The sequence below is a fragment of the Pseudarthrobacter cremeus genome (genome assembly GCF_051857465.1).
Taxonomy (GTDB): Bacteria; Actinomycetota; Actinomycetes; order Actinomycetales; family Micrococcaceae; genus Arthrobacter.
Window position 1 is genome coordinate 178,191 of the sequence record NZ_JBPZHC010000008.1, and the last position, 22,000, is coordinate 200,190.

A 22,000-nucleotide genomic window follows, 5' to 3' on the forward strand; every position below is an offset into this window, starting at 1 on the left:
GGCCGAAGCGCCCTTCCCTCCCTGTCTGGTGGTCCGAGGGACATGAGCGAAGAAGAGGCTGCGCTGCTGCTGCGGATGAGCGTGGCGGCTCTTGATAAGAAGAATCCGGCGTTTGCTAGGTCGCTGTCGGTGCCTCGGCTTAGGCTGAGCCGAAAGGAGGTGACCCTATGCCGGCTCATGACCCCAAGACAGCACCAGCCGGTCCCTATGAGGACTTGTGGAAGGCGATCGGTCTTCCCGGCGTCATGCGCGTCGCCAGCTACCTCACCGAAAGCCTGGCTCCTGTCTACCGACTCATCGTCGATGTAATGCTCGAAAACCAGCCGCAATATCTCAGCGGCATCCCGCATGACCAGCTCGAAATCTTTATCCGTGAGCGCCTCGTCCAGCATCTCATTGGCGATGACCAGACCCTCGCCGCTGTGCTCAGCCCGAACGCCCTCAACCTCGACAACCGTCTGGCGCAGCTCGCCGGCTGGGGTGTCATCCACACGTGGGAGGACAAGGTTCGGTCCGACGAGGACTTCACCCGGCACCGTGGCCGTTACCAGCTCTCCGAAGAAGCCGCCCATCTCCACCGAGCGGTCCGTTCTCTCGGCACCGAGAGTAGTTCTGCGATCGCGGCGACGCTGGCGCCACCGGTCATCGCGGCCCAGCTCACCCAGATGCGCGCGACCATCGAGACGGACCCCGCCGCCGCAGCGGCCGCGTGGGGCGTGATCACCCCGACAATGCGGAACATGTCAGACGCCGCTACTGGCTGGCAGGCGCGCCTCGCGGCCGCTCTGTCTGGAAGCCCGGACGCGGACAAGATCGCTGCGCTAAATGACACTCTGTCCAGCTATGTGTCCATGTGGGGCGCCGGCATCGACATTTACTCCGCCGACATCAGCCGCGACGCCCGCGCGATCCTCTCGGTCCCCGACATCGCGCTCCGGCACGTTGCGCTCCACATGGCAGGATCAGACGCCACCGAGGACGTGCTCGTACAGTTCGCTACCGAGATCACCGCCGTCGTGGGCCGCGTTCTGTCCTGGTTCGACGGCCCGACCAGCCAGGCCGGGTTGCTACGCCGACAGATGCGCGACACGATCGTGCCGATGGTGCGCGGCAAACGCGCCCTCGCTGCTGTCGGCGGGCACGTGTCACGGCGCAACGAGCTGCTCAACCTTGCCGAACGCCTCGACCGCTCCAGCGATGATGACGAGGCATGGCAAGTGTGGACCACCTACACTGGCCTGTTCTCCGCGCGTCACCTAGGCCCGTCCGCACCTCATCCGGGTCACGGCTCGGACGCGCTCTCCTTCTGGGAGGCCGACCCAGCGCCGGTCGAGGCCCGGCTACGTCGCCTGGGACCCCGGTCCGGCCGCAGCGGTCCGTCGCGGATGTATGACCGGACCGCTGGCAAGGAGGCCGCCCGGCAGGCGGCCATCAAAGCCGCCCGCGAAGAAACCCGCACCTGGGAGAGGCTGCTCGCCCTGTCCGGAAACCGGTTGTCGCAGTGGAACGACCTCAGCGGCAAGGTGGCCGAGCACCTGACCGAGTTCGTGATGGTTCTCGATTCCACCATCGCCGACATGCGCCGCAACGACGCTCATGAGCCTGCACCCGGGACGGTGGTCCTCGCCCGTACCGGTGACGGGCTGTGGGACCTTTCGGCGACAGTCCCGCCGGTGGGTACCCCCGATGCGGTGATCTCGCTGCCCGAGGGTCGGCTGGTCTACCGGGATTTGACAGTCAGCATCACCCGGGCGGTCGATGCACCCTCCCTCACCGGCGGCATCATCCCTGCCAGTATGGGAAGCGGCGACACCGCCGGCGGCTCACATGGCGGCGAGCTCGTGGTCAGCGTGAACGGGACGAGGCGATGAACAGCGCAACCTATCGGGCACCTTCTGTCCCCGAATATGCTCCCGCCAGGCAGGCGGCTCCGTCGAGCGATGAGGTTAAGGCACGGCAGACCTTCCTGCGCCTGCTGTGCCGGCCGCTGGTGACCGCCCACATCGACACACATCTGTACCGCGACGTCCTACGCTACGCGAAGGAGATCGACAGCTACTGCAAGCGACTGGACTACCGGCGCACTCACTTGGGCGGCGCGATCCGGCTCGTCCGCAACCCGGTTCTCGGGGCGGTGACCGCCCCTCCTCGGCCACTGGATCTGCCGCCGAAGAGAGTGCTTACCCTCACGGCCCTGCTCGCGGCCGCGTGTGAGGAGGTAGAAGGAGGCGTCACGCTCGTGAAGCTCTCCGAGCTCGTCGCCGAGATTTCTTCCAGCGGCGAGCGCCGGCTGACCCCGTACGACCCCGACCTGCTCGCCGAACGGCGCGCGCTGGTGAAGGCGGCCACTCTCCTGGAGTTCTGGGGCGTGCTGCGCAAACGGACCACGTTGGTGACCGACGTGCAGGAGTGGGCCGATGCCCGCACCGGCATCGGTGCCGGTTACGACGTGGACCGCGACGCGCTCCTGCTCTTCGTCACCCCGGACACCATCGCGCTCGCCGCGCATCACCAAGCCCAGTTCGCGCAGCTACGCGGACCCCACCTAGTCGACGGGGCCGGGCCCGCCGCATCATCTCCGACGCCTGGTCCGTCGGCCGACGACGATTCGCCAGACGCGATCTGGGAATCGCAGCGGCAGGCGAGTCGCGTTGTCCGCCACCTCCGCACCCTGGTCGAGACCCCTGCCCTCCTCTACGCCGACCTTCCCTCGGACGAGGCCGAGCTCGCCCGAGGGCAGCGTGGCCTGCGCGCCGCCGACTTGATCGGTCTCATCGGCGGATCTGTCGAAGCGCGCGCCGAGGGACTGGTGTGGATCAGCCGCGAGGACGAGTGCCCCGCGACCGTCCTGTGGCCAACGGCGAGGACCGAGTCTTGGGCGGCCCTGATGGTCGCCGACAAGGCCGGCCGCGACGGGCGCCGCGACGACGAGGGGTTCGTTCACCTCGCCAGCGGCGAGGTCCGTGAGGTCCTGGAGGACCTCACCGAGTGGAAGGGGCACCTGTTCCGAGTCGACCTCCGCAACGACCCCGCCGAGCTCCGCTCTGCAGTAGAGGACACCCTGCGGTGGCTCGGACTGCTCCGCACGGAGGCCGACGGATCCTGGCACCTGTCCCCTGTCACGGGCCGCTACCGCGACCCCGAACTCATCGAACCCGCGCCCGAACCTGACCAGGCCGCCCTGTTCTCCGGCCCCATCATCGACTACACGGGCGACAAGGCAGGTTTGTCCGATCGGGCCACCCCGACTGTTGCCGAACCCTTCGGACGGCACACATGACTACCGACAGCGCCAACAACACCTTCGACGGGCTGTCCTCGGGGCACAAGGAACCCATGATGGTCACGCCGCCGGATGGCACCCCTGTAATGCTTGACCTGGACCTTGGCGACGATTCCCTGCGCGCGTGGCGGCACGCGGCCATTACCGGGGGCCTTCCTGAGCCAGGCCGAGAACGGTGGCAGCAGCTACGCGCTGGCGTGGTCAACTTGTGGGAGTTCGATGCAGCCGAATACTGGGCCGCAGACGGCCGCGCCCAGTTCGTCGGCGGGAACGAGCAGGGCAAGTCGACGATGATGACAATGACGACCCTGACCATGCTTACCGGCGACCTCTCCCCGAGGTACGTCGACACGTTCGGGGAGTCGCACCGCACTTTCCGTTACTATCTTGAGCCGACCGACGACCCGAAGGACCGACGGCCGACCCGGGACCAACTGAATCGCGGCTGGACCTGGATCGAGTACGGCCGCCGCGGCGAGAACGGGCCCGAGTACTTCACCACGCTGCTATTCGTGCAGGCGCGGCGTACGTCCCCAAATGTCACGAAGCACTGGATCACACACCGCGGACCCGAAAGGGTCCGGGCCGGCCTGACGCTGGTGCGAGAGCAGGCAACAGTCCCGGCCCCCGACCTGCCTGCCCTTCCCGGATTGACCCGACACCTGAACGGCCAGGAGTACATCAAGACGGTCGCCTCCGTCCTGTTTGGATTCCCCGACCCGCATCGCCTTCGAACGGTAGTGGAGCTGCTGAAGACGCTGCGTACTCCAAAGCTCGGGAACCGGCTGAACCCTTCTTGGGTCGTCGACCGAATCAGGGAGGCGCTTCCCCCGCTAGAGACCGCCGAGATCAACGAACTCGCCGACGGGTGGGACCAGCTCGGCCAGCTCGCCAAAGACCGTGACGACGCCCGCGAGGCACAGGAGGCGGTCACCGCCTACCTGCGTTCGACGTGGAACCCTTGGGTCGACGCAGTCCTGCGTCGTGCCGCCGACGACCTGGTCTCCGCGGTCACCGTCCTCGACGATGTCACGCGCGAACGCGGCCGCGCGGAACAGATGGAAAAGAAAGCCAGAGAGGAATGTGAGGCCGCCGAAGCCGCCGAACAACAGAACGACGCCGACCGCACGGCCACGACCAGCCGCCGCGACACTCTCCTCGCATCCCGGGCTTACCGCGCCGCCGCTGAAGCCGGCCGACAGGTCACCGACCTGGCCGAGCAGGCAAGGCGTGCCCGAGATGACGAGCAAAACTGCGCCAATGCCGGCACCGCCGCCCGAGCAACGGCCCGACAGGCCGATGACGATCTCGAAGGCGCACAGGGCGACCTCAAGCACACCGAGCAAGACCTCGCCGCGCAGGTCGAACTGGCCGGGGCCGCGGGCAGCGATGCCGGCCTCCCGGACGCGGCCGCCTGGGCGGCGGCGCACGACAGCCAGCGGCTGCTGACCGCCATCGGACATCGGTCCGAACACGTCCGGCACGCCCGCAGCCTCGCTGGCAGGGCGAAGGAGGCGACCGACCGGCATGAGCGCGCGCTCGAGCTGCTCGCAGATGCCGAGAAGCGTGAGCGCCATCGCCGGATTGCGCATGAGTCTGCTGAGGGCAGCTACGAGATCGCCGCCCAAGCGCTCTCCGACGAGCTCGAAGCCTGGGCCGCAACCGTGGGCCAGCACGAGCAGCCGACCGCACCGGCGGTACGGGTCCGTGAACGGTGGCTGACCGTGGTGCTCTCGGCGTGCCAGCAGCCCATGCCAGCGCAGACACTCGCGCGCCTGATCCGCGACGAGTGGCTGACCCCCGCGGTCGAGCCGGTTACGGCCGCCGCAGTCACCTCCCGCAACGCCGCCGCCGCAGCCACCGACCGCGCAGACGCACTGGGCGCTGAGGCGGCGCGGGTCGAGGCCGAACCGGTCACGGTTCCGGCTAACCCACACCTATGGCTGCGACGCACCCGTCCCGCCTCGGGACCGGCCGGCGCACCGCTGTGGGAGCTGCTCGACCCGCTCCCCCAGCTAGGCGACGCACAGCTCGCAGGCCTCGAGGCAGCACTCGCCGGCGCTGGCCTCCTCGACGTCTGGGTGACTCCCGACGGAGTGTGGGTCGCTGACCGCGACGGGCACGACCAAGTCCTCACCCTCGCCACGCTGTCCGATCACACCGACGGGAACCGGCTTCGGGCGGTCCTCGCAGTCGCCGACAAGGTCCACGAGGGGCAGCCGCTCGCCACGCTCGCCGAGACCGCACGACGGGTGCTCGACGGGGTCATCTGGCACGACGACACCATTGCGGCCGTCGACTCCAGCGACGCAGCTAGTGACGGAGCCCGGGGGGCGGCCATCCACGTGGCCAGCGATGGCTCCTGGATGACGCCGACCACGACCGGACGCGCAGTCCCGTCTGCCGACGGAGCCAGCCTGCTCGGTGCGTCCGCCCGGGAAGCAGCTCTCGCTCGCCGGGTCGCCGCGCTACGCGAACAGGCACGGCACGAGCGCGAGACCGCCGCCGAGCACACCCGGAACTTCGAACGGCACCGGGCATTGGCTGAGCGGATGCACTCGCTCGCGCAGGCGGCACCCGACGACATCGCGCTCGTCGACGCCGCAAGGGCGCTTGCTTCCGCAGGCACCGAGCTCGATGCGGCGCAGCGCGACCGGCACGGCCGGGACCAGACGGCCGAGACCGCCGAGGCCGCGAAGGACCAGGCGCAGGCCAACCTGGTCGGGTACGCCTCCGACCAAAACCTGGTCGTGACCCGGCTCGCCGAGACCGATACCGCACTCCACGAAGCGCGCCTCGAGGCCGACCGGCTCGGTGCCCGCGTCTCGGAGCTGGCACGCGAGCACCGCAACGTCGACGGGAAGCAGGCGCTCGCCTACCGGCTCGGTGCCGCCGCCGACGAAGCCGAACGCCTCGCGCTTAACGCCACGTCACGACGGGAGAACCTCGAGGTCGCGTTACAGGCGGCAGCGGACACGCTGGGGTCGACAGACCAAGAACTGCTTGCCAAAGCCGAACGGCTCGGTGCCCGAATCAAGGGGCACGAGGAAGAACAGAAAAAGCTCAATGTCCGGATTCGGAACCTAAGTGGAGAGGTCGTCAAGGCCGTTGGCGCCCTCGAAGCCGTCGAGGGCAAGCGACGCGAAGTGGAGGACTCCCGCACCGAGAAGCTCGCCGCTTGGTGGGTCCCGATCAACGCCGGTTTCGCCACCGCCCGAGGCATCGACACAGGCGACGCGACCCGGACGCTGACCGCAGCACTGAGCCAAGCCCGCGCTCTGCGCGCTGACCGACGTCCGCCACGCGGCTGGCCCGACACCGCCGCCGGCATCACGGAACGCGACCAGATTCTCAACCGACTCCGCGACCGGCTCTCCGGACAGGACCTCGTGGCCCTGAACAACACCCTGAACCGGACGGGTGGCCGCACAGCTATCATCGAGCACGACGAGGATACCGGCCTACCGCAGGTCCGGGTCATGGTCGACTCCTCCGGCACGACGCTCGAGCCGGCCGCAGCGGTCCGGGCCCTGGAAGCAAAGGCAGCCGAGCTCGGCGAGCTCCACGACGAGCAGATGCACGAGGTGATGCAGGAGCTGCTGTCCTCGACATTCGTCGACCACCTTCGCGTGAAGGTGAAGGAGACCGAAAAGCTGATCAACGACGTCAACGTCGTACTCTCCAAGCACCCGACCGGCACCACCCGCACCGTCGTCCGACTACAGCGCAAGGCGGTCCCCGAGCACATCGGCGGCTACCACGTCCTCCAGCGCCTCATAACCGATGGCATCGACTCCCCCGCGGTTCAAGAGCAGGTTCAGACCTTCCTCACCGGACAGATCCGCGCCGCACAGGACGAAGGGCACGCGACCGGGCAGGACTGGAAAGATCTACTAGTCGACAAGCTCGACTACCGCAACTGGTTCGCGGTCGTCACAGAGTGGCGGGTCCTGGCGAGTGCCAAGGAGGGCGCGTCACAGAAGTGGACTGAGCTCACCACCGCCCGGCACGGGCAGGACTCCGGCGGCGGAAAGGTGATGACGATGGTGCAGCCGCTGCTGGCCACGCTCGCGACCCTGTACCAGACCTCGCAGACCTCTCCACGGCCGCTCTGGCTGGACGAGGCGTTCGACGGTCTCGACCCAGGCAACATCTCCAGCCTGCTTGGCATGCTGGTCGAGTTCGGCTTCGACTTCATCCTCGCAGGACCGAAGACCCTGGTCGCGTCCCGGCATGTGCCCTGCGCTGCCGTCTGGATGGTCAACCGGGCACCGGCGCCCCTGCCCGGTGTAGACCTGGGCCTGTGGCTGTTCGCCGGCGGCACCCAGGAGCGCATCCCAATGCCCGCCCACACTTGGCCAACCACCGACTCTCCAGCTGGCTCGAACAGCTGGCGCGAGTCCCACGGCAACGACGATCGCCGGGAAGGCATAGTCGACCCGCACCGGGGTATCGGGCTATGGGACTGAGCGCCGGAACTGTGCCGGATGCTTTGCTGCGTTGGGCGCGACGTCCTGGGTCCGCGGCGCTCTTGGCCGAGGTGCGCGAGAAGGTGGAGGGCGGCAAAACCGGAGACCGGACACAAGTCACAATCGGCGAGGAGCACCGTGACGATATAGGCCGGATTCTCGGTGTCGCGTGGGAGCTCTCAGGCAAGCCAGTCACGCTACGAGTCCTTCGCGACGGTCTCTCCAAGGCCGGCGCCGACCTGGACACGTTGCTGACCGCGGTCGGTGGACCGCTGCGGGATAAGCCGGCCGAGCGCCGGCGGGCCGCCGAGGCGAAGCAGCAGCTGCGCTCCGAGTCCACCGATCTGCTCTCCGATGTCGGCGTCCCTCGGCCTGTGGCGGAGCTGGCCATCGCTCGCCGTTGGCTTGGCCCGGAGCCCCAGGCGGTCGCCAGCGTGGTCGCCGCGGCCTGGTCCGCACTGCCGACCCAGCCAGGGAGCACGGGGGGCCAGCTGGGCACCGTCGGGCTGGCTGAGTTCGCTGGACAGGAGCTACTCAACCCACATGCGCTCGACCGGGACCAACCTGCAGGGCGCGCCGTCGCCCGTCTACTCGCAGCAACCTTCGCGTACCTCGATCACGGATCGGCGTGTGGCGATGCCCCCCAAGCAGTGGCAATCGAGGCGGTTGATGACCCCTTGGAGGCCGCCGTCGATTCAGCCGGAGCAGTTCTCCGGGCTCAGTCGTGGCGTGGCACTTGGGCGCGCGCCGGGATCTCGTGCGACCAGGTGTCGTCAACGGTCCTGGTGCTCAATATGCCGCTTGAGAGCGCAAACCCTGCTCTCAAGAAGGTCACAGCAGTGACCGGCGAGCCGGTCTGGCTGACCGCAAGAATGACCCTCTCGGCATGCCATATCCCGGTGAATTGGACCACGATTAGTCCCGAACGCGGAGGCCGCCAGCGCAACGGTGTGGAGGCCAGCCAGATGATAGTGCGAGTGTGCGAGAACCCGTCTGTGATCGAGGCGGCAGCCAATCGGCTGGGAGCCGCCTGCCCACCCCTCGTATGCCTGTACGGACGCCCATCATCTGCTGCGTGGTCGGTGTTGTCCGCCATCGTGGCCGGGGGCGCCCGGATCCTTCTCAGTACCGACAGGGACGTGGCCGGCGAGCAAATCGCTGCGGAGGTGTCAGCATTAATTGGGCGGCGGTTTGGACCAGCACGCGTATCTCCTTGGCTCCCCTCCGAGAACGGAGTTTTCGAGGAGGAGCGATTGACGGCGCTGCTAGCTGACCTGACGAACGATGCGTCTGCTGGCTGGTAGGAATTGGCTGGATGACGCCTCCTCAATCGAGTAGACGAGGCGATTCCTGTCAATTTTCAGGACAACCAGCGGGTTCAGGTTCAACGAACCTCAGCAGGGTGTTATGTCGCGAATGCACGGCGCTGTCCCGGAGAAATGGTTCTCTTGGACCCCGCGGCCGTCGTCGACCCGGTCTGCATGCAGATCCGGTCGGATTCCTTGCCCACCGGCGATCTTCACCGAACATCCACCAAAAAATCCCCACATTGGTCGATAGGAGGCCCCTGTCGACGAGGCCCACTGTGACCGGCCGCCCCCTGCACCCCCTCTAATCCGGTCCTCGCAATGGTCTCGCATACGCTCGTCACGTGTATCGTCACGTAACTCTCAAACTGGCACCTATCTACGTTGATCACCGCATCACACGCAATGTGCAACATCGACACCAGCCCTGTAAGTTGTCTCCATGACCACCGACCCGGACAACCGTGACGCCGAGATCTTCACCGGAATCAAAGACCTGCCGGCGATCACTCCAGCAGGAACACGTACCGAGCTCCTTCATGCCGCACGGCGCGGTTTCGTGCGTATTCGCAAGGACTTCGTCCAACAGGAATCAGTCCCCCGTGGAGACACGGTACTGGCAAAGCTCGTAAACGGACACAAGGAACGCGCACTCGACGCCCTGCTGACCATTCATGCACTTCAGCCAATCTTGGCCGACCCCCTGCCCTTGGCCGTCTGGGCCCGCCTCCTGAACTGCACTCCACGCTCTGCCGGGGCAGCGTTGAAGGTCCTGGAATCCATGGACCTCCTGGAACTCTCAGGCACCCGAGTCACACCGGAAATTTTCCTCAAACGCGAGAATGGTGACGGCAAGCCGTGGTCAGATGTCGCTGAAACCGACAGGGAAGGGCGGGGCTTCTTTACTATCCCTTTCGATTTCTGGACCACCGGCGCCATCGACTCACTGGGAATGCCGGGCAAGGCCATGTTCCTCATCCTGCTGAAGGAAACCCAGGACCCCAACGCCAAGCGGCGGACCTTCATCATGGCCAACGAGCGCGCCCAGGAGTGGTACGGCATCAGTGAACGCACAGCAGAACGCGGGTACCAGCAGCTCAGGAAAGGAGACCTCCTTCTGGAGAAGCCGCAGCTGGTGCCATCGGCCCGCCACCCCCTCGGACGGAGCGAACAGTGGCACCGGGCACTCAGCTACCCCTACAGCAGTGACCACCGCGAGGCACTGCGGCTCCTCGCACAAAAAGCCGCCCAGGGCATCAACGCCTCCTCAACCACCAAGGACCCGCAGTGACCGACGATGAACACCCGCAGCCCTGGACCGTAGAGTCGTGGGTGGACAATTATGGCCGCAGCCCATTTGAAAAGTGGTACCTGAAGCTGCACGAGTATGACCAGGCCATTGTGGACGCGACCATCGAGCATGTGCTGGAACCCCTTGGTATGGACATCTGTGAAACCGAGTGGGGGAAAGCCCTCGGTGAAGGACTCTATGAACTCCGCATACGAGCCTCCCTGAACGCAATCCTCAACCGGGGTGCAAGCCAAGATGACCTCATTTCCGTGCCCGGAGGTGACAAAACAATCCTCCTCAGGATCTTCTGCACCTTCCACGGGCAACGGATCGTCCTGCTGTTCCAGGGCTACGATAAGGGCAAGGATCCCTCGGACAAACGGCAACAGAGCGAGATAAAGAAGGCACGAAAGCACCTGAAGGCCTGGAAGAAGGAGAAGTGAGCCTCCTTTGACACCAGTATGTGGTAACGCACATACTGATATCTGAAGTCAATGCAAGGAGACACCATGCCGAGCCGCAGTTACAGTGATATCGCAAAGAAGGCCCGCACGAAATGGAGCCCCCAGGCTCATGAAATTGCCGCCGTACTCGGCGAACAGCTGGATGCAGAAGTCAGCGACCAAATCGCCCTTGGCCATGACCTCACAGCTGCTCGAAGTTCCGCGCACCTCACACAGCCGCAACTTGCCGTCCTTTCAGGCATACAGCAGGCCGACATAAGCCGAATAGAGCGCGGCCTGGGCAATCCCACCCGTGATACGCTCCTGAAGCTGGCCGGGGCTTTGAACGCCCGCCTGACGTTTGTCCCAAAGCACCAGGACGAGGCCCCGCAAAGCTAAAGCCGATCTGCCACGCTGGACTACCGCGTAGCGCCTTGGCCGGGCGCGGCTAGCCCCCACCACGCCGTCGTCGAACAGCCGCTTCGAGCAACGACCGTCCGGGGTCGTGGCTGCCGATGATGTGGATGCCCTCGAAACGGTGCTTCAGCGCGGGATTCACATCGCATCTTCCCCCGGCCATGAATGTTAGTCAAGCTGAACACCAGATGGTGAGTGGAGCGTTGATCGTAGTCTTGACGTAGGTTTCAACCGAGGCGAGCAGGTCAGCTTGCTGTTGGCTCAGCAGCGAGGCGCTCAGCCCAGGTTGGACGATAACGATTTCCATCCTACGGCGGAGGACTTGGGCCTGAGCCTGAAGCAGAAGCAATCCGGCGGCATCGCCGACTTCGAATGGGCTTGTGCCCGTCCGCTGGTGCTTTAGTTGGGCGCGCCGGGCGAGTTGCTTGAAGAACGGTCCGAGGTCGCTGCGCCGCCAGGCTACAGACTTCTCGGCCTGCCCGCAGACCTCGTAGAGATCGGCTACACGTGCACCAGGCGTAGGACCGCCTGAATATTTACAGTGCACCAGACGCACGAGGAGCCCCTCGTCGTCCAGCCTCATAGCGACAACGTCAGCAATCTCGCCCGGGCCATCGTCGTCGACGACGACATCCCAGCTTTCGGCTTCCTCGAGCAAGTCCCGAATTACGCGGTGTTGTATCGAGTTGTCGAGCTTTTTCTCAGTTTGCGATTCCACTTTGATGTCTGATCCTGCCCAGTCGACAACGACGAGGTTTCTGCGGTCGTAGGGGGCGCGGTCCCACTTCGGCCGGTAGAGAAGCCCGCCTTCAATCATGCGGTCATCGTTTAGCAGAAAGACCAAGCCGTTCTGGTTAAGCCAAGTGCTGAGCGGCAGCTCCGAGCGCGGTCGGATCACTTGGATCTCTTCGGTTTCGGTGCACGAGTACGATATGACACCTTCGGGGCTGACGGTGGCTACATAGGCAACATTCCAGGCACGGTTCGAAACGGTGAACTTGAAAGGACCTGTGGAGCTCGACGTGTCTGGAATTAAATCGCAGTACACGGCCTCCATTGATTTGTCGCTGTGCTTGAGCCGCATGCTTTCCGCGCTTTGAGTGTGCAACGCCCATGGCCACTCAACTCCGAGCAGCACGCCATCCGGACGGCCTTTCAATGCTGCAGGAAGTATGAAATTCCCGATGACGTGCTCGATAGTAACCGTTTCGTCCAAGAGTTTCGTGCCAATGGCATCGCACCAGTCACTCCACTGTTTCAGACTTGTCGCAGTCGAGTGGGACCAGATTCGGCCCTTCTGCGAGGCGCTGATGTTGACGCGTTCGCCTTCGCGGAAGCCCGAGCCCGAGATGTTGGTTTGTGTCTTCGTCCCGGCCTCAGCCGCGGTGAAGCTCTCAGTAACATCAGAGCCAACGTGCATCGAGAATCTCCGGAACTGGCTACGCGCATCCAATACACCTACGTTCGTTGGCACGAGGCGTTGAACATCGCCCATGACCCGATAGACCTGCGCACCGTTGAAGCGCACCGCTCCGGCGCCGAGCACGGCTTCAGCGAGTTCTTCAAAAAAGCCGTCGTTAGCTGAGTTGTTGATGTAAAGAAGCTTTCGCGCACTATCGAAGTAGAGCACATATAGCTCGAAGCTAACTTCGTCGAGTGTTTTGAGGTCGCCCCAGCGAACCGGAGTTCGTCGTTCGACTACACACCAGGCAACGCCGGCTTGGGTGTTGAGGCCGATTGGTTTCGTGAGAAGCGAGGATTCACCAAAGTACTTTTGAATTGCATCCGTGTCCCACTCGGATGACGGCGCCCGGTACACAACAGTGCTCATCTTCGGCAGCAAGCTTCGGAGCGCGACCTCTGCAGGCAGACTACCGAAACCAGCTTCGAAATCGCTGATCTCCTGCTGTTCGTCCACGGCGGCTTCGGAGATGTCCCGGAGGATGACGTTCCAATCAGCATCCTCGGCGTAGAGGCTCCTGAGCCGCGGATCAGGCTCAAGTTCCGTTCGGGCGACCAACATCGCAGCATCGCCGAACCTCTCACCCGATGATGTGCGGGCGAATCGACCGATGAACTGGAGCGTCACGCCAAGGCTCTTGTGCGCGTCGTGGACCGCTGCCACCTTCAGCGCGGGCAGGTCGAAACCCTCGCCGAGCATGTCCACGCAAACTACTACCCGCGAGGTACGGGCCGTCAGCGCCTCAACGGCCCCTTTCCGGGTCTTCGCATTCAGTTGGCTGTAGATGGCCACCGGTTTGAGATCCTGAGCCTCATTCTGATAGACGGCCAAGATTGCTTCGGCGCGGGCAATACTCTTTACCCTTGCCATAAGTACATGGTCTTTGCCCGCTTCAAGGTCGACGCGCAAGCGCGCTATGGCCTCCTTGGCAAGGGCTGCATCAGGGTCCTCGAAGTCAACTACGGACTTGAAGTCAATCTTCGAGAAGTAGCCCTGAGCTTGAGCTTCGCGGAGTGGGAAAGAGTAGATGACACGACCTTGCATGTGCCTGCCATCTTCACGAAACGGCGTAGCGGTGAACTGGACCACGTGCTTTTTCTCGAAAGCTGCACGGATGTCAGTCCAAGTTGAGGCCGCCACGTGGTGAGCTTCATCGACAAACAAGTGACTGAACTGGGAAAGGAATGCCGCCCTTACCTCGGGGCTGGACGCGTGGAGCGCAGCCGGCGTGCCGACGACGACGTTGCAACTCTGCGCAAATGCAACTGCCGTTTTTTCTGCTGAGAACCCATGGCTGACCCGGCCAACGATAGGGCGGAGCGCAGTTGCGGAAACGATGCCGATCTCCTGTAAGACCCCGAGGCGGTCGAACTTGCCCGCGATCTGTTCACGCAGCGCATCGGACGGGACGATTACCAGCAGCCGCCTGGGCCGTGCCGCGACCAGCAAACCGAGCATCGTTTCGGTCTTTCCAGTGCCCGTAGGCATGACGACGGTCGCAGGTTCGGAGCGCTTGGTCGTCCAGTACCCAAGTACCGCGTGGATCGCCCCCAACTGGGGTGAGCGGAGCCCGATCTCGTTCTCAGCAGGCTCTTCGAGCTTTAGCGCGCCGCGGTAAGTTTCTAGCACTTCATCTGTCGTTCGACATCGCAACGAGGCGTGATTTTTCCACGCCGCGCCTCGGATGCGGTCGCCGATCTTTGTGCCCACCGGAAGCTTGAGCCAGAGGCCGTCCGTGGAGATCGGGCGATCTGCGACCGACGCGAGCCACGTCCCGTATCCATTGGATACCTGCATGGCGCCGTCCTTGCCTGACACAGTCGCGAACTCGGCGGCCGGGACCATGAGCTGGCGGGCAACGTTACCGTCGACCACAAGTGGTTTCGACCAGAAGTCTCGACTTCGCCACATCTTGGCGTCCGCATGTTCAAACTCCCCCATGGAGCAAGACTACGGGCGGGGACGGCGTCATCCTTGAAGGTGCCCAACAAAGCCAGCTCTGAGTCGTCTAGGCAAGGGGCTGCTTCCCGACGGCTTCTTACCGAAACTTGGAAAAGTCAAGCTTTGTCAACAGTAAAAAGACAAAAAGCCTCTGACCTGCGGAAACACTGTGCCCGAGGTGGGACTCGAACTGCATTCCAGCCCCTGCAGAGACTGGACTCCCGCGGAAACACGCGGAATCCGGCCCGATTCGACCGATATAGGGCACAGTCCGAGACCCAAAGTGTGGACATTGTCCACACTTCAATTCGCCCCTCCCAGGCTTTGATACCAACGGCTGCGTCCCCGCTGCGAAGGGATGCGGCTCTTCTTTGTCCTGACAGATGGGGCTCAGCTCGAAGAACGTTAGGGCACCAAAATTTGAGAGAGATCCAAAGGAGGCCGGACGCTCCTCCGGCCTCCTGGCAGCTTCACAGGTCTTCATGGCAATGCCTCCTCCTTCGGTCAGATCATGACCACCCGGCGCGGACGCACATGTCGGTGAAGGAATCGCTCTACCGGAAGGTAAGGAATCGTCGGCTAGCGCTTAACAAGATGCGGGGCACTCAGGCCGCCACTGGTCTCAAGTGAGACATCGTCGGCGGCCGGAAGCCTGCGTTGTGGTCCCGCAGGTGACGGAAGGCAAGTTCGAGGCATTAAACCTCCCTTAACACGCCGCGTGAAGACGGGCTGGTTTCATCGGGAGCATTTAGGGCTTGTTTAGAGACAGTTCTGTCTCGAAAGCGGTGAGGTCCGTTTCTGAGGCACTGTTGTCGAAGTCGATGTGGGTTGCACCCCTCCAGTGGCACGAGTGTGCTTGGGCTCCGGCCCAGAAGGTCTCCCAGTTCGAAAGCTTCCATTCATCGCGCGGGTAGCCGCGGGAGATGAGGCGTTGACGGAGGGCCTCTCCGGCGAGCCTGACGTGGACGACCACAAGTTCGGCTTCAGGCCACTGGTGACGCACCCGGATCTTGGTCAGATAATCGTTGTCGGAAAAGTACTTTCCGAAGGGGGCGTCCAGCACCACTGAGTTGCCGGTCAACAGGTTGTCCCTTGTGAGGTCCAGAATCGCGGCATACTCCAGGGGCATGATCGTGCTCTGGTAGAAATCGTTGTTGTCGCGTTCATTGGGATCTGAGCCGTTGAGCTTTAGCAGCAGCTCTGTGAAGCCCGTCGCAGCGGTGTCCTTATCGATGTAGGCGGCCCCGAACCGTCGGGCAATCTGCCGGCTGACGCTTGACTTTCCGGAACCGGCGGGGCCGATCACGAAAAAGACTTTGGGAGTGGTGGTGGTCAACTGTCTGTTCTTCCTTGAACGTGAATGCTGCTGTGGCGGGCGCCCGGTCGGCACCCGCCACAGCGGTGCGCGTGGTGTTACTTTATGCCGCCGTTGTGGCTGCCCGGCGGTCTTTGACGAAGAGTCCGTAGGACAGCGCCCCGACGATCAACAGCATTCCACCGATCAGGAACACCATCGTGTAATTGCCGCCCGTCTCGGTCAGGATGTATCCGGTCACTATGGGCGCGACGGCGGCACCGAGGAATCCGCCGAAGTTCTGGATCGCTCCGAGTGAGGCCACCTGGTTCGGTTCGGCAATGTCCGAGGCCAGCGTCCACAGGACGCCGATGGGAACCTGGGCAGCGAAGTAGCCCACGGAGAGAAGGACTATCGCCAGTGCGGTGTTCTCCACATATGCCACGGGCAGGACGGCCGCTGCTGCGAGGAGCGCACCGCCTACTATCGGGATTTTCCGGGCGGTGATGGTGGGGACACCACGTTTGATCAGCTTGCCCGAGAGAATACCGCCGGTCAGCACACCGATGATGCCGCAGAGGAACGGCAGGCCGGCAAGCCAGCCGATCTGGCTCAGGCTGAAGCCGCGGGCTGTCTGGAGGTAGCTGGGCAGCCAGGTGAGGTACACCCATACCGTGTAGAAGATTCCGAAGGCGCCCAGAACCATGAACCAGGTGTTTTTGTGTTTGAAGAGCTCGCCCCATCCGGCCTGCTTTTCCTTGGGCTTCTGCGTTTCCTCGAATTCAGCACCTTTGATAAGGAACTGTTCCTTGAGGGTGGGGTCACGGTAGATCCGCAGCCAGACCAGGGCGATGACTATTCCCAGGGCTCCGATGACCAGGAACATCCCGCGCCAGCTCATGGTCAGCATGAGGAACGTCAGCAGCGGAGGGGCAATTGCGTTAGCGATCTGGGAGCCGGTGTTAACAATTGATACGGGGAGGGCGCGCTCGGTCTTGTCGAACCATTTGTCGGCGACCTTGAGCCCGGAGGTGAAGAACGGGGATTCCGAAATGCCCAGGGCGACGCGGGCTGCATAGAGGAAGCCGAAGGAGTTGGCCAGCGACGACAGCATCGACACGATGGACCACAGACCTGCAGCCCAAGCGAACATTCGCTTGGGCCCGAACCTGTCCACGAGGTATCCGGCGGGAAGGTTGGCGATGGCGTAGGGCCAGGAGAAGGCTGAGAGCAGCAGGCCCATCTGCAGGGCGTTGAGGCCGAATTCCTTGGCGATGGTGGTGTTGGCGATGCTGAGGTTGTTGCGGTCCAGATAGTTGATGATCCCGCCGATGACGAGAAGCGCGATCAGGTACCACCGGATTTTTACACTCTTTTTTGACGCAGCCATCTCGGGCGCATTCGTCTCTGCTGAGGTTTGGCTCATGCAGCTCACTCCTTTGTGTTCTGGGCCGGCAGTTGCTGCCGGTTCTGGTCTGGGAATGCCCTGGCGTTAGCGGCGGGCGTCGTTGATTGCGTCGAGGAATGTCCGGGCTGCCTGTGCCACCAGCGCGTAGTCTCCGTTGGCCTGTGCGGCTTTGGTGACGAAGCTGCCGACGCCGACAGCGGTGACACCGGCAGCGAACCAGGCGCTGACGTTTTCCGGGGTCACTCCGCCGGAAGGCATGATCGGCGCCTGTGGAAGGGGCGCCATGATCGTCTTGACGTATGAGGGCCCGCCAAGTTCGGCGGGGAACAACTTCACAATGTCAGCCCCCGCTTCAAGGGTGTCCACTACTTCGGTAGGAGTAAGGGCACCGCTGACCGTGACGGCCTGGTAGCGGTTCCCCGCTGCGATCATGGTCCGGTTCAGTTGGGGGCTGACCAGCAGCCGCGCCCCCGCAGAGATGGCAGCGAAGGCCGCCTCGGCGTCCAGGACAGTGCCCGCTCCGATCACGATTCCCTGCCCGCCGTACTTGTCCGTGAGCCTCTCGATGACGCCGAGCGCGCCCGGGACAGTCAGAGGGACCTCCACGGCACGGATTCCGCCTTCTATAGCAGCCTCCGCCACACGATATGCCTCATCGGCAGAATCAAGCCGGGCGATCAAGAGGGCGCCGGACCGGACGATAGTTTCCATCACTTCAAACTTTGTTAACATGATTTAAGATCCTATCCCAAATATTCACATCTGGGAACATTGAGTGAAAATTTGTTAAGGTTGATTCATCCAAAGGAGCCTTACATGAATCCGACAGCGAGACCGCTTATCCCCGAGCAGCGCCATCAGGAGATCCTCCGACTGCTGCGGCGCGAGGGGGTGCTCAGCATCCGCAGTCTTACTGACTATATGAACGTTTCCCATATGACTGTCCGGCGCGACATAACCGCGCTGGAGGATTCGGGGCAGGTCATCTCAGTTCAGGGCGGGGTCCGCCTGGCAGAATGGACCGGCCAGGTCCCTCCCCCGGAGCGGGAATCCAGGGCGCAGCTCGAACTGCCCCGCAAGCAGGCCATCGCCGAACTCGCAGCGGGATTCATCGAGGACGGCATGGTGGTCTTCCTGGACGCCGGAACCACGTGCCAGTCCGTTGTCCCCTACCTCAGCGCGCGCAGGAACCTTACCGTCGTCACCAACGACTTCTACGTGGTGACGAGCCTGTTCGCCCACCCCCACATTGAGGTCATCCACACCGGCGGCGCAGTGGACGCATCCAGCGCCTCCAGCTCAGGCCGTATCGCCGCGGAAGCCGTCAGGGGCATCAATGTCGATCTCTTCTTCCTCAGCACCGGGACGTGGAACATGTCCCGCGGGGTCACCACGCCGTCGATGGACAAGGTGGAAGTCAAACTCGCGGCCCTGGACGCTTCAACATCGTGCTTCCTGCTGGCAGACAGCACAAAGTTCGGAACCGTTTCGAGGTTCCGTGTCACCCCGCTCGAAACGCTCGATGCTGTCATCACCGACGAACAGCTCCCCCAGGAAATGCAGGAGAACATCCGCGATCTGGGCGTCACCGTCCATGTCGCCGAGCTTCGAAAGCCCGGCCTTTCATAACGCCCGGGTGGACCAGTCGGTCGGTGGATTCAACGGTAACTTCAAAGCGTGCGGCTCCTGGAAGGGCGCAGCCCAAAGGGGCAGGCGAGCGGGGCTGTTCGTATCTTGTCCGATGGATCGTCCCACAGACGATTGATTCCGACTACGTTCGGATGGTCCGGTAGATTCCTGTGTGATCCAGGTCGCCGTCACCTGCGGCGACCATGTTTTCGAAGGAGTTTTGAAGGCATGCCGCCAGTGGGAGCCTCAGCCCTGAGTGAGCGGCGACTTCGGCGATGAACCGGAGGTCCTTCAGTTGGTTTTTGGCTGAGCCGCCATCTTTAAAGTCCTGGTCGATCCAGCGTCGTCCCTTCTGCGCCAGCACCTCGGAGTTTGCCAGGCCGCCGGCGAGTACTGCCTGGACTTTCTCCAGGTCCAGTCCCGCTGCGGCCGCGAGTGCCATTGCCTCGGCCAGAGCGGTGACGGTTGCGGCGACGACGATCTGGTTGCAGGCTTTGACGGTTGACCCTGCACCGGTTTCGCCGAAGTGGATCACGGTGGAGCTGTAGAGCTCGAAGACCGGTTTCACGCGTTCCACCGCTTCCCTGGGGCCGCCGACCATAGTGCTCAGCCGGCCTTCCTCGGCACCTATGGTCCCGCCGCTCAGGGGGGCGTCGACGACGGCGACTCCCCAGTTGCGTTGGCAGTCCTCAGCGAACTGTGCGACAGCCACAGGCGACACGGTCCCGTGGATCACGAGGACGGGGTGATCGATTCCGGCGGTTTTCCATCCGTGGAGGAGCCCGTCGTCGCCGTGCAGCAGCGCCTCGAGCTGGGGCAGGTCGGGCAAGACGGTGAGGACGATGTCCCGTGCGGCGCCGGCCGGGGAGGCGGCGAAGGTGCCGCCGTCAATGGAACGGGCCTTTTCCGGGGTGCGGTTCCATAGCGTGAGGGGAACGCCGTGTTTAAGGACGTTTCGTGCGATGGGGGCGCCCATCGGTCCGGTGCCCAGGAGGGCCACGGACCGAGGGGTGCCGGGCAGTTCTGGCTGCCCAGGCGTCGATGTCGTCATCGGGCTTAGAAAGGAATAAGTCCGGCGAGGGCGGGCAGGAACGTGCTGAACCACGGGACGGCGGCGAGGACGAGCAGTCCCAGGAACACCGCGATGAGGTATGGCCAGAAGTGTTTGAGGCTTCTTTCCACGCTCTCGTGTGCGGTGGCGCAGGCAACATAGAAACCGACCCCTGCAGGTGGCGCGAACGAGCCGATGCCCATGGAGATGATCAGGACCATGGCGTACTGCACGGGGTTGACCCCGAAGTCGACGGCGATCGGCAGGAGCAGCGGTGCGAAGATCAGGACAGCGGGGAGCCCTTCAAGCAACTGCCCCATGATGATCAGCAGCACAACGGTGAAGAGCATGAAGAGCAGCGGCGAGTCGCCCAGTCCTGACATGAGGTCGTGGATCTGCTGGGAGACACCGGCAAGGGCGAGGGTCTGGGCCAGCGGGGAGGCTGCGGCGATGATGAACAGCACCATGCCCGCCGTCGTCGTCGTTTCCCGCAGAGTGTCACCGAGCAGGCGCTTGCTTCCGCGCCGGTAGGCGGCGGCGAGGATGAAGGCGTACGCGACGGCTACTGAGGAAACTTCGGTGGGGGTGGCGAAGCCGCTGAGGATTCCCACGACCATGCCTACCGGGAGCAGCAGGGTGGGGATGGCGAAGAAGGTGGCTGTTCCGCGTGCCTTCCAGGTGGCTTTGGGGCTGGCGATGCCGCCCTGTTTGCGGGCGCGGAGGAAGACGAGTGCCATGACCACGAGGGCCAGGAAGGCGGCCGGCACGAACCCGGCGAGGAACAGGGTGGTCGTGGAAATGGTCGTGATGGATCCGAGGATCAGGAGCACGATGCTCGGAGGGATGGTTTCGCCCATGATGGCTGAGGCGGAGAGGACGGCGACGACTTCTCCGCGGGGATATTTACGTTCTTCGAGCATGCCGCGCATGGTGGTGCCGACGGCTGCGACGTCAGCGACTTTGGAGCCGGAGATGCCGGAGAAGATGTACATCGTGACCACCACGACCTGCAGGAGCCCTCCGCGGAGGTGTCCGATGAGGGCATCGACGAGTCGGGCGAGTGGCAGGGTGAGGCCGGCGGAGTTCATGACGGTTCCGGCGAGGATGAAGAACGGGATGGCCAGGAGCACGAAGCCCTTGGCTCCGGAGGCCATGCCGATCGGGATGGCGCTGACGTCTGAGATTCCGCCGAGGAACAGGTAGATCCCGGAGGCGAGGGCGAGAACGAAGGCGATGGGCAGGCCGAGGAACAGCAGTATGAAGAGTACTGCCAGGACGACGGCGAGCAGAACGTTTGGGGAGGCGTAGTAGAAGAGCGGCTGGGCGGCCATGACGAGGACCAACATGGCTGCGGTCATGCCGGCCGCGACGAGTACGGGGCGGCGTTCCTGGCGCCACAGTTTGAGCAGCGCGAACCAGGCGATCAGGACCATGCCGATGGAGAAGGGCAGTGAGACCCAGAAGACGGGCAACTGCAGGATGGGCGTCTTTTCCTCGATTTGCTGGACGAGTGTAGGGACAAAGAGCGCGAATGTGCCAGCGCTCATCGCAAAGACGAGGCAGTCGACGAGGGCTGCCAGGTAGGGCTTCCAGGTTGCGGGAAGCCGCATGATGAGGGCCTGGACGGACATGTGTGCGCCCTTGGGGTAGGCGATCGCACCGCCGATGAACGCGATGGTCAGCAGCGCGATTTCGGAGGCTTCCTGGGTCCAGAGGACTGAATCGCCGGTGACGACCCGGACCATGATGTTAAGCAGGATCACGGCAAGTTCGGCGATGATGGCCGCGCCGACAACCCATTCGAGGGCCTTGTCGAACCAGACCGCGCCGCTCCATCGCGGTGGGACGTGGCCGTGGTGCAGGATTTCTTCCGCGTCTGAGGGAATGACCTCCTCAAGTTCCTCCGGCGATATGGTGTGTTTCATGTGGCTTCCAGACTGTCGACGTTGAGAGTGGGACGTGGTGCTGCGGGCCCGGGGAACCGGGGCTCCCCGGGCCTGAGAGT

General features: G+C 63.7%; 14 protein-coding genes. 8 read left to right on the forward strand and 6 right to left on the reverse strand.

All coding sequences use genetic code 11. The annotated features are described in order from the left end of the window. The first annotated feature begins 167 nt into the window (after positions 1 to 167). From ACS5PJ_RS15780 to ACS5PJ_RS15810, 7 genes are all read left to right on the forward strand, one after another. On the forward strand, positions 168 to 1,871 hold the full coding sequence (locus tag ACS5PJ_RS15780; RefSeq protein WP_439435812.1) for a DUF2397 domain-containing protein: 1,704 nt from the start codon (positions 168 to 170) through the stop codon (positions 1,869 to 1,871). Next, positions 1,868 to 3,280 carry a DUF2398 family protein gene (locus ACS5PJ_RS15785; RefSeq protein ID WP_439435813.1) on the forward strand — a complete coding sequence of 471 codons (1,413 nt, stop codon included), beginning with the start codon at positions 1,868 to 1,870 and terminating at the stop codon, positions 3,278 to 3,280. The genes ACS5PJ_RS15780 and ACS5PJ_RS15785 overlap by 4 nt, the downstream gene beginning before the upstream one ends. Then, a complete protein-coding gene (locus tag ACS5PJ_RS15790) occupies positions 3,277 to 7,752 on the forward strand; it encodes an SbcC/MukB-like Walker B domain-containing protein (RefSeq protein ID WP_439435814.1) in 4,476 nt (1,491 codons plus the stop codon). Before ACS5PJ_RS15785 ends, ACS5PJ_RS15790 begins: the two co-directional genes overlap by 4 nt. A gap of 71 nt (positions 7,753 to 7,823) precedes the next feature. After that, positions 7,824 to 9,056 carry a TIGR02679 domain-containing protein gene (locus ACS5PJ_RS15795; RefSeq protein ID WP_439435883.1) on the forward strand — a complete coding sequence of 411 codons (1,233 nt, stop codon included), beginning with the start codon at positions 7,824 to 7,826 and terminating at the stop codon, positions 9,054 to 9,056. A 445-nt stretch (positions 9,057 to 9,501) separates the two neighbouring features. Continuing rightward, complete coding sequence (locus tag ACS5PJ_RS15800; RefSeq protein ID WP_439435815.1) at positions 9,502 to 10,350, forward strand: hypothetical protein; 849 nt, start codon at positions 9,502 to 9,504, stop codon at positions 10,348 to 10,350. Further along, positions 10,347 to 10,793 (forward strand): hypothetical protein, encoded by a 447-nt coding sequence (locus ACS5PJ_RS15805; RefSeq protein WP_439435816.1) that lies wholly within the window; start codon positions 10,347 to 10,349, stop codon positions 10,791 to 10,793. The genes ACS5PJ_RS15800 and ACS5PJ_RS15805 overlap by 4 nt, the downstream gene beginning before the upstream one ends. Positions 10,794 to 10,859: 66 nt before the next feature. Further along, a complete protein-coding gene (locus ACS5PJ_RS15810; protein WP_439435817.1) occupies positions 10,860 to 11,192 on the forward strand; it encodes a helix-turn-helix domain-containing protein in 333 nt (110 codons plus the stop codon). Positions 11,193 to 11,382: 190 nt separating this feature from the next. On the opposite strand, the gene ACS5PJ_RS15815 is transcribed toward ACS5PJ_RS15810, so the two are convergent. The 4 genes from ACS5PJ_RS15815 to ACS5PJ_RS15830 all read right to left on the reverse strand — a co-directional run bounded on the left by ACS5PJ_RS15815 (position 11,383) and on the right by ACS5PJ_RS15830 (position 18,047). Next, complete coding sequence (locus ACS5PJ_RS15815) at positions 11,383 to 14,613, reverse strand: DEAD/DEAH box helicase (protein WP_439435818.1); 3,231 nt, start codon at positions 14,611 to 14,613, stop codon at positions 11,383 to 11,385. A 748-nt stretch (positions 14,614 to 15,361) separates the two neighbouring features. After that, positions 15,362 to 15,949 carry a P-loop nucleotide/nucleoside kinase family protein gene (locus tag ACS5PJ_RS15820; RefSeq protein ID WP_439435819.1) on the reverse strand — a complete coding sequence of 196 codons (588 nt, stop codon included), beginning with the start codon at positions 15,947 to 15,949 and terminating at the stop codon, positions 15,362 to 15,364. Positions 15,950 to 16,031: 82 nt separating this feature from the next. Further along, positions 16,032 to 17,333, reverse strand: a complete 1,302-nt coding sequence (locus ACS5PJ_RS15825; RefSeq protein WP_439435820.1) for an MFS transporter — start codon at positions 17,331 to 17,333, stop codon at positions 16,032 to 16,034. Between the two features lie 66 nt (positions 17,334 to 17,399). Then, a complete protein-coding gene (locus ACS5PJ_RS15830; protein ID WP_439435821.1) occupies positions 17,400 to 18,047 on the reverse strand; it encodes a bifunctional 4-hydroxy-2-oxoglutarate aldolase/2-dehydro-3-deoxy-phosphogluconate aldolase in 648 nt (215 codons plus the stop codon). An 84-nt stretch (positions 18,048 to 18,131) separates the two neighbouring features. Here ACS5PJ_RS15830 and ACS5PJ_RS15835 point away from each other — a divergent pair, with 84 nt between their 5' ends. Next, on the forward strand, positions 18,132 to 18,944 hold the full coding sequence (locus tag ACS5PJ_RS15835; protein WP_439435822.1) for a DeoR/GlpR family DNA-binding transcription regulator: 813 nt from the start codon (positions 18,132 to 18,134) through the stop codon (positions 18,942 to 18,944). Positions 18,945 to 19,086: 142 nt separating this feature from the next. Here ACS5PJ_RS15835 and ACS5PJ_RS15840 read toward each other — a convergent pair whose 3' ends face one another. Next, complete coding sequence (locus ACS5PJ_RS15840; RefSeq protein WP_439435823.1) at positions 19,087 to 19,995, reverse strand: NAD(P)-dependent oxidoreductase; 909 nt, start codon at positions 19,993 to 19,995, stop codon at positions 19,087 to 19,089. Positions 19,996 to 20,000: 5 nt separating this feature from the next. Further along, entirely contained in the window at positions 20,001 to 21,920 is a 1,920-nt protein-coding gene (locus ACS5PJ_RS15845) for a TRAP transporter large permease (RefSeq protein ID WP_439435824.1), read from the reverse strand. Between the last annotated feature and the right edge of the window lie 80 nt (positions 21,921 to 22,000).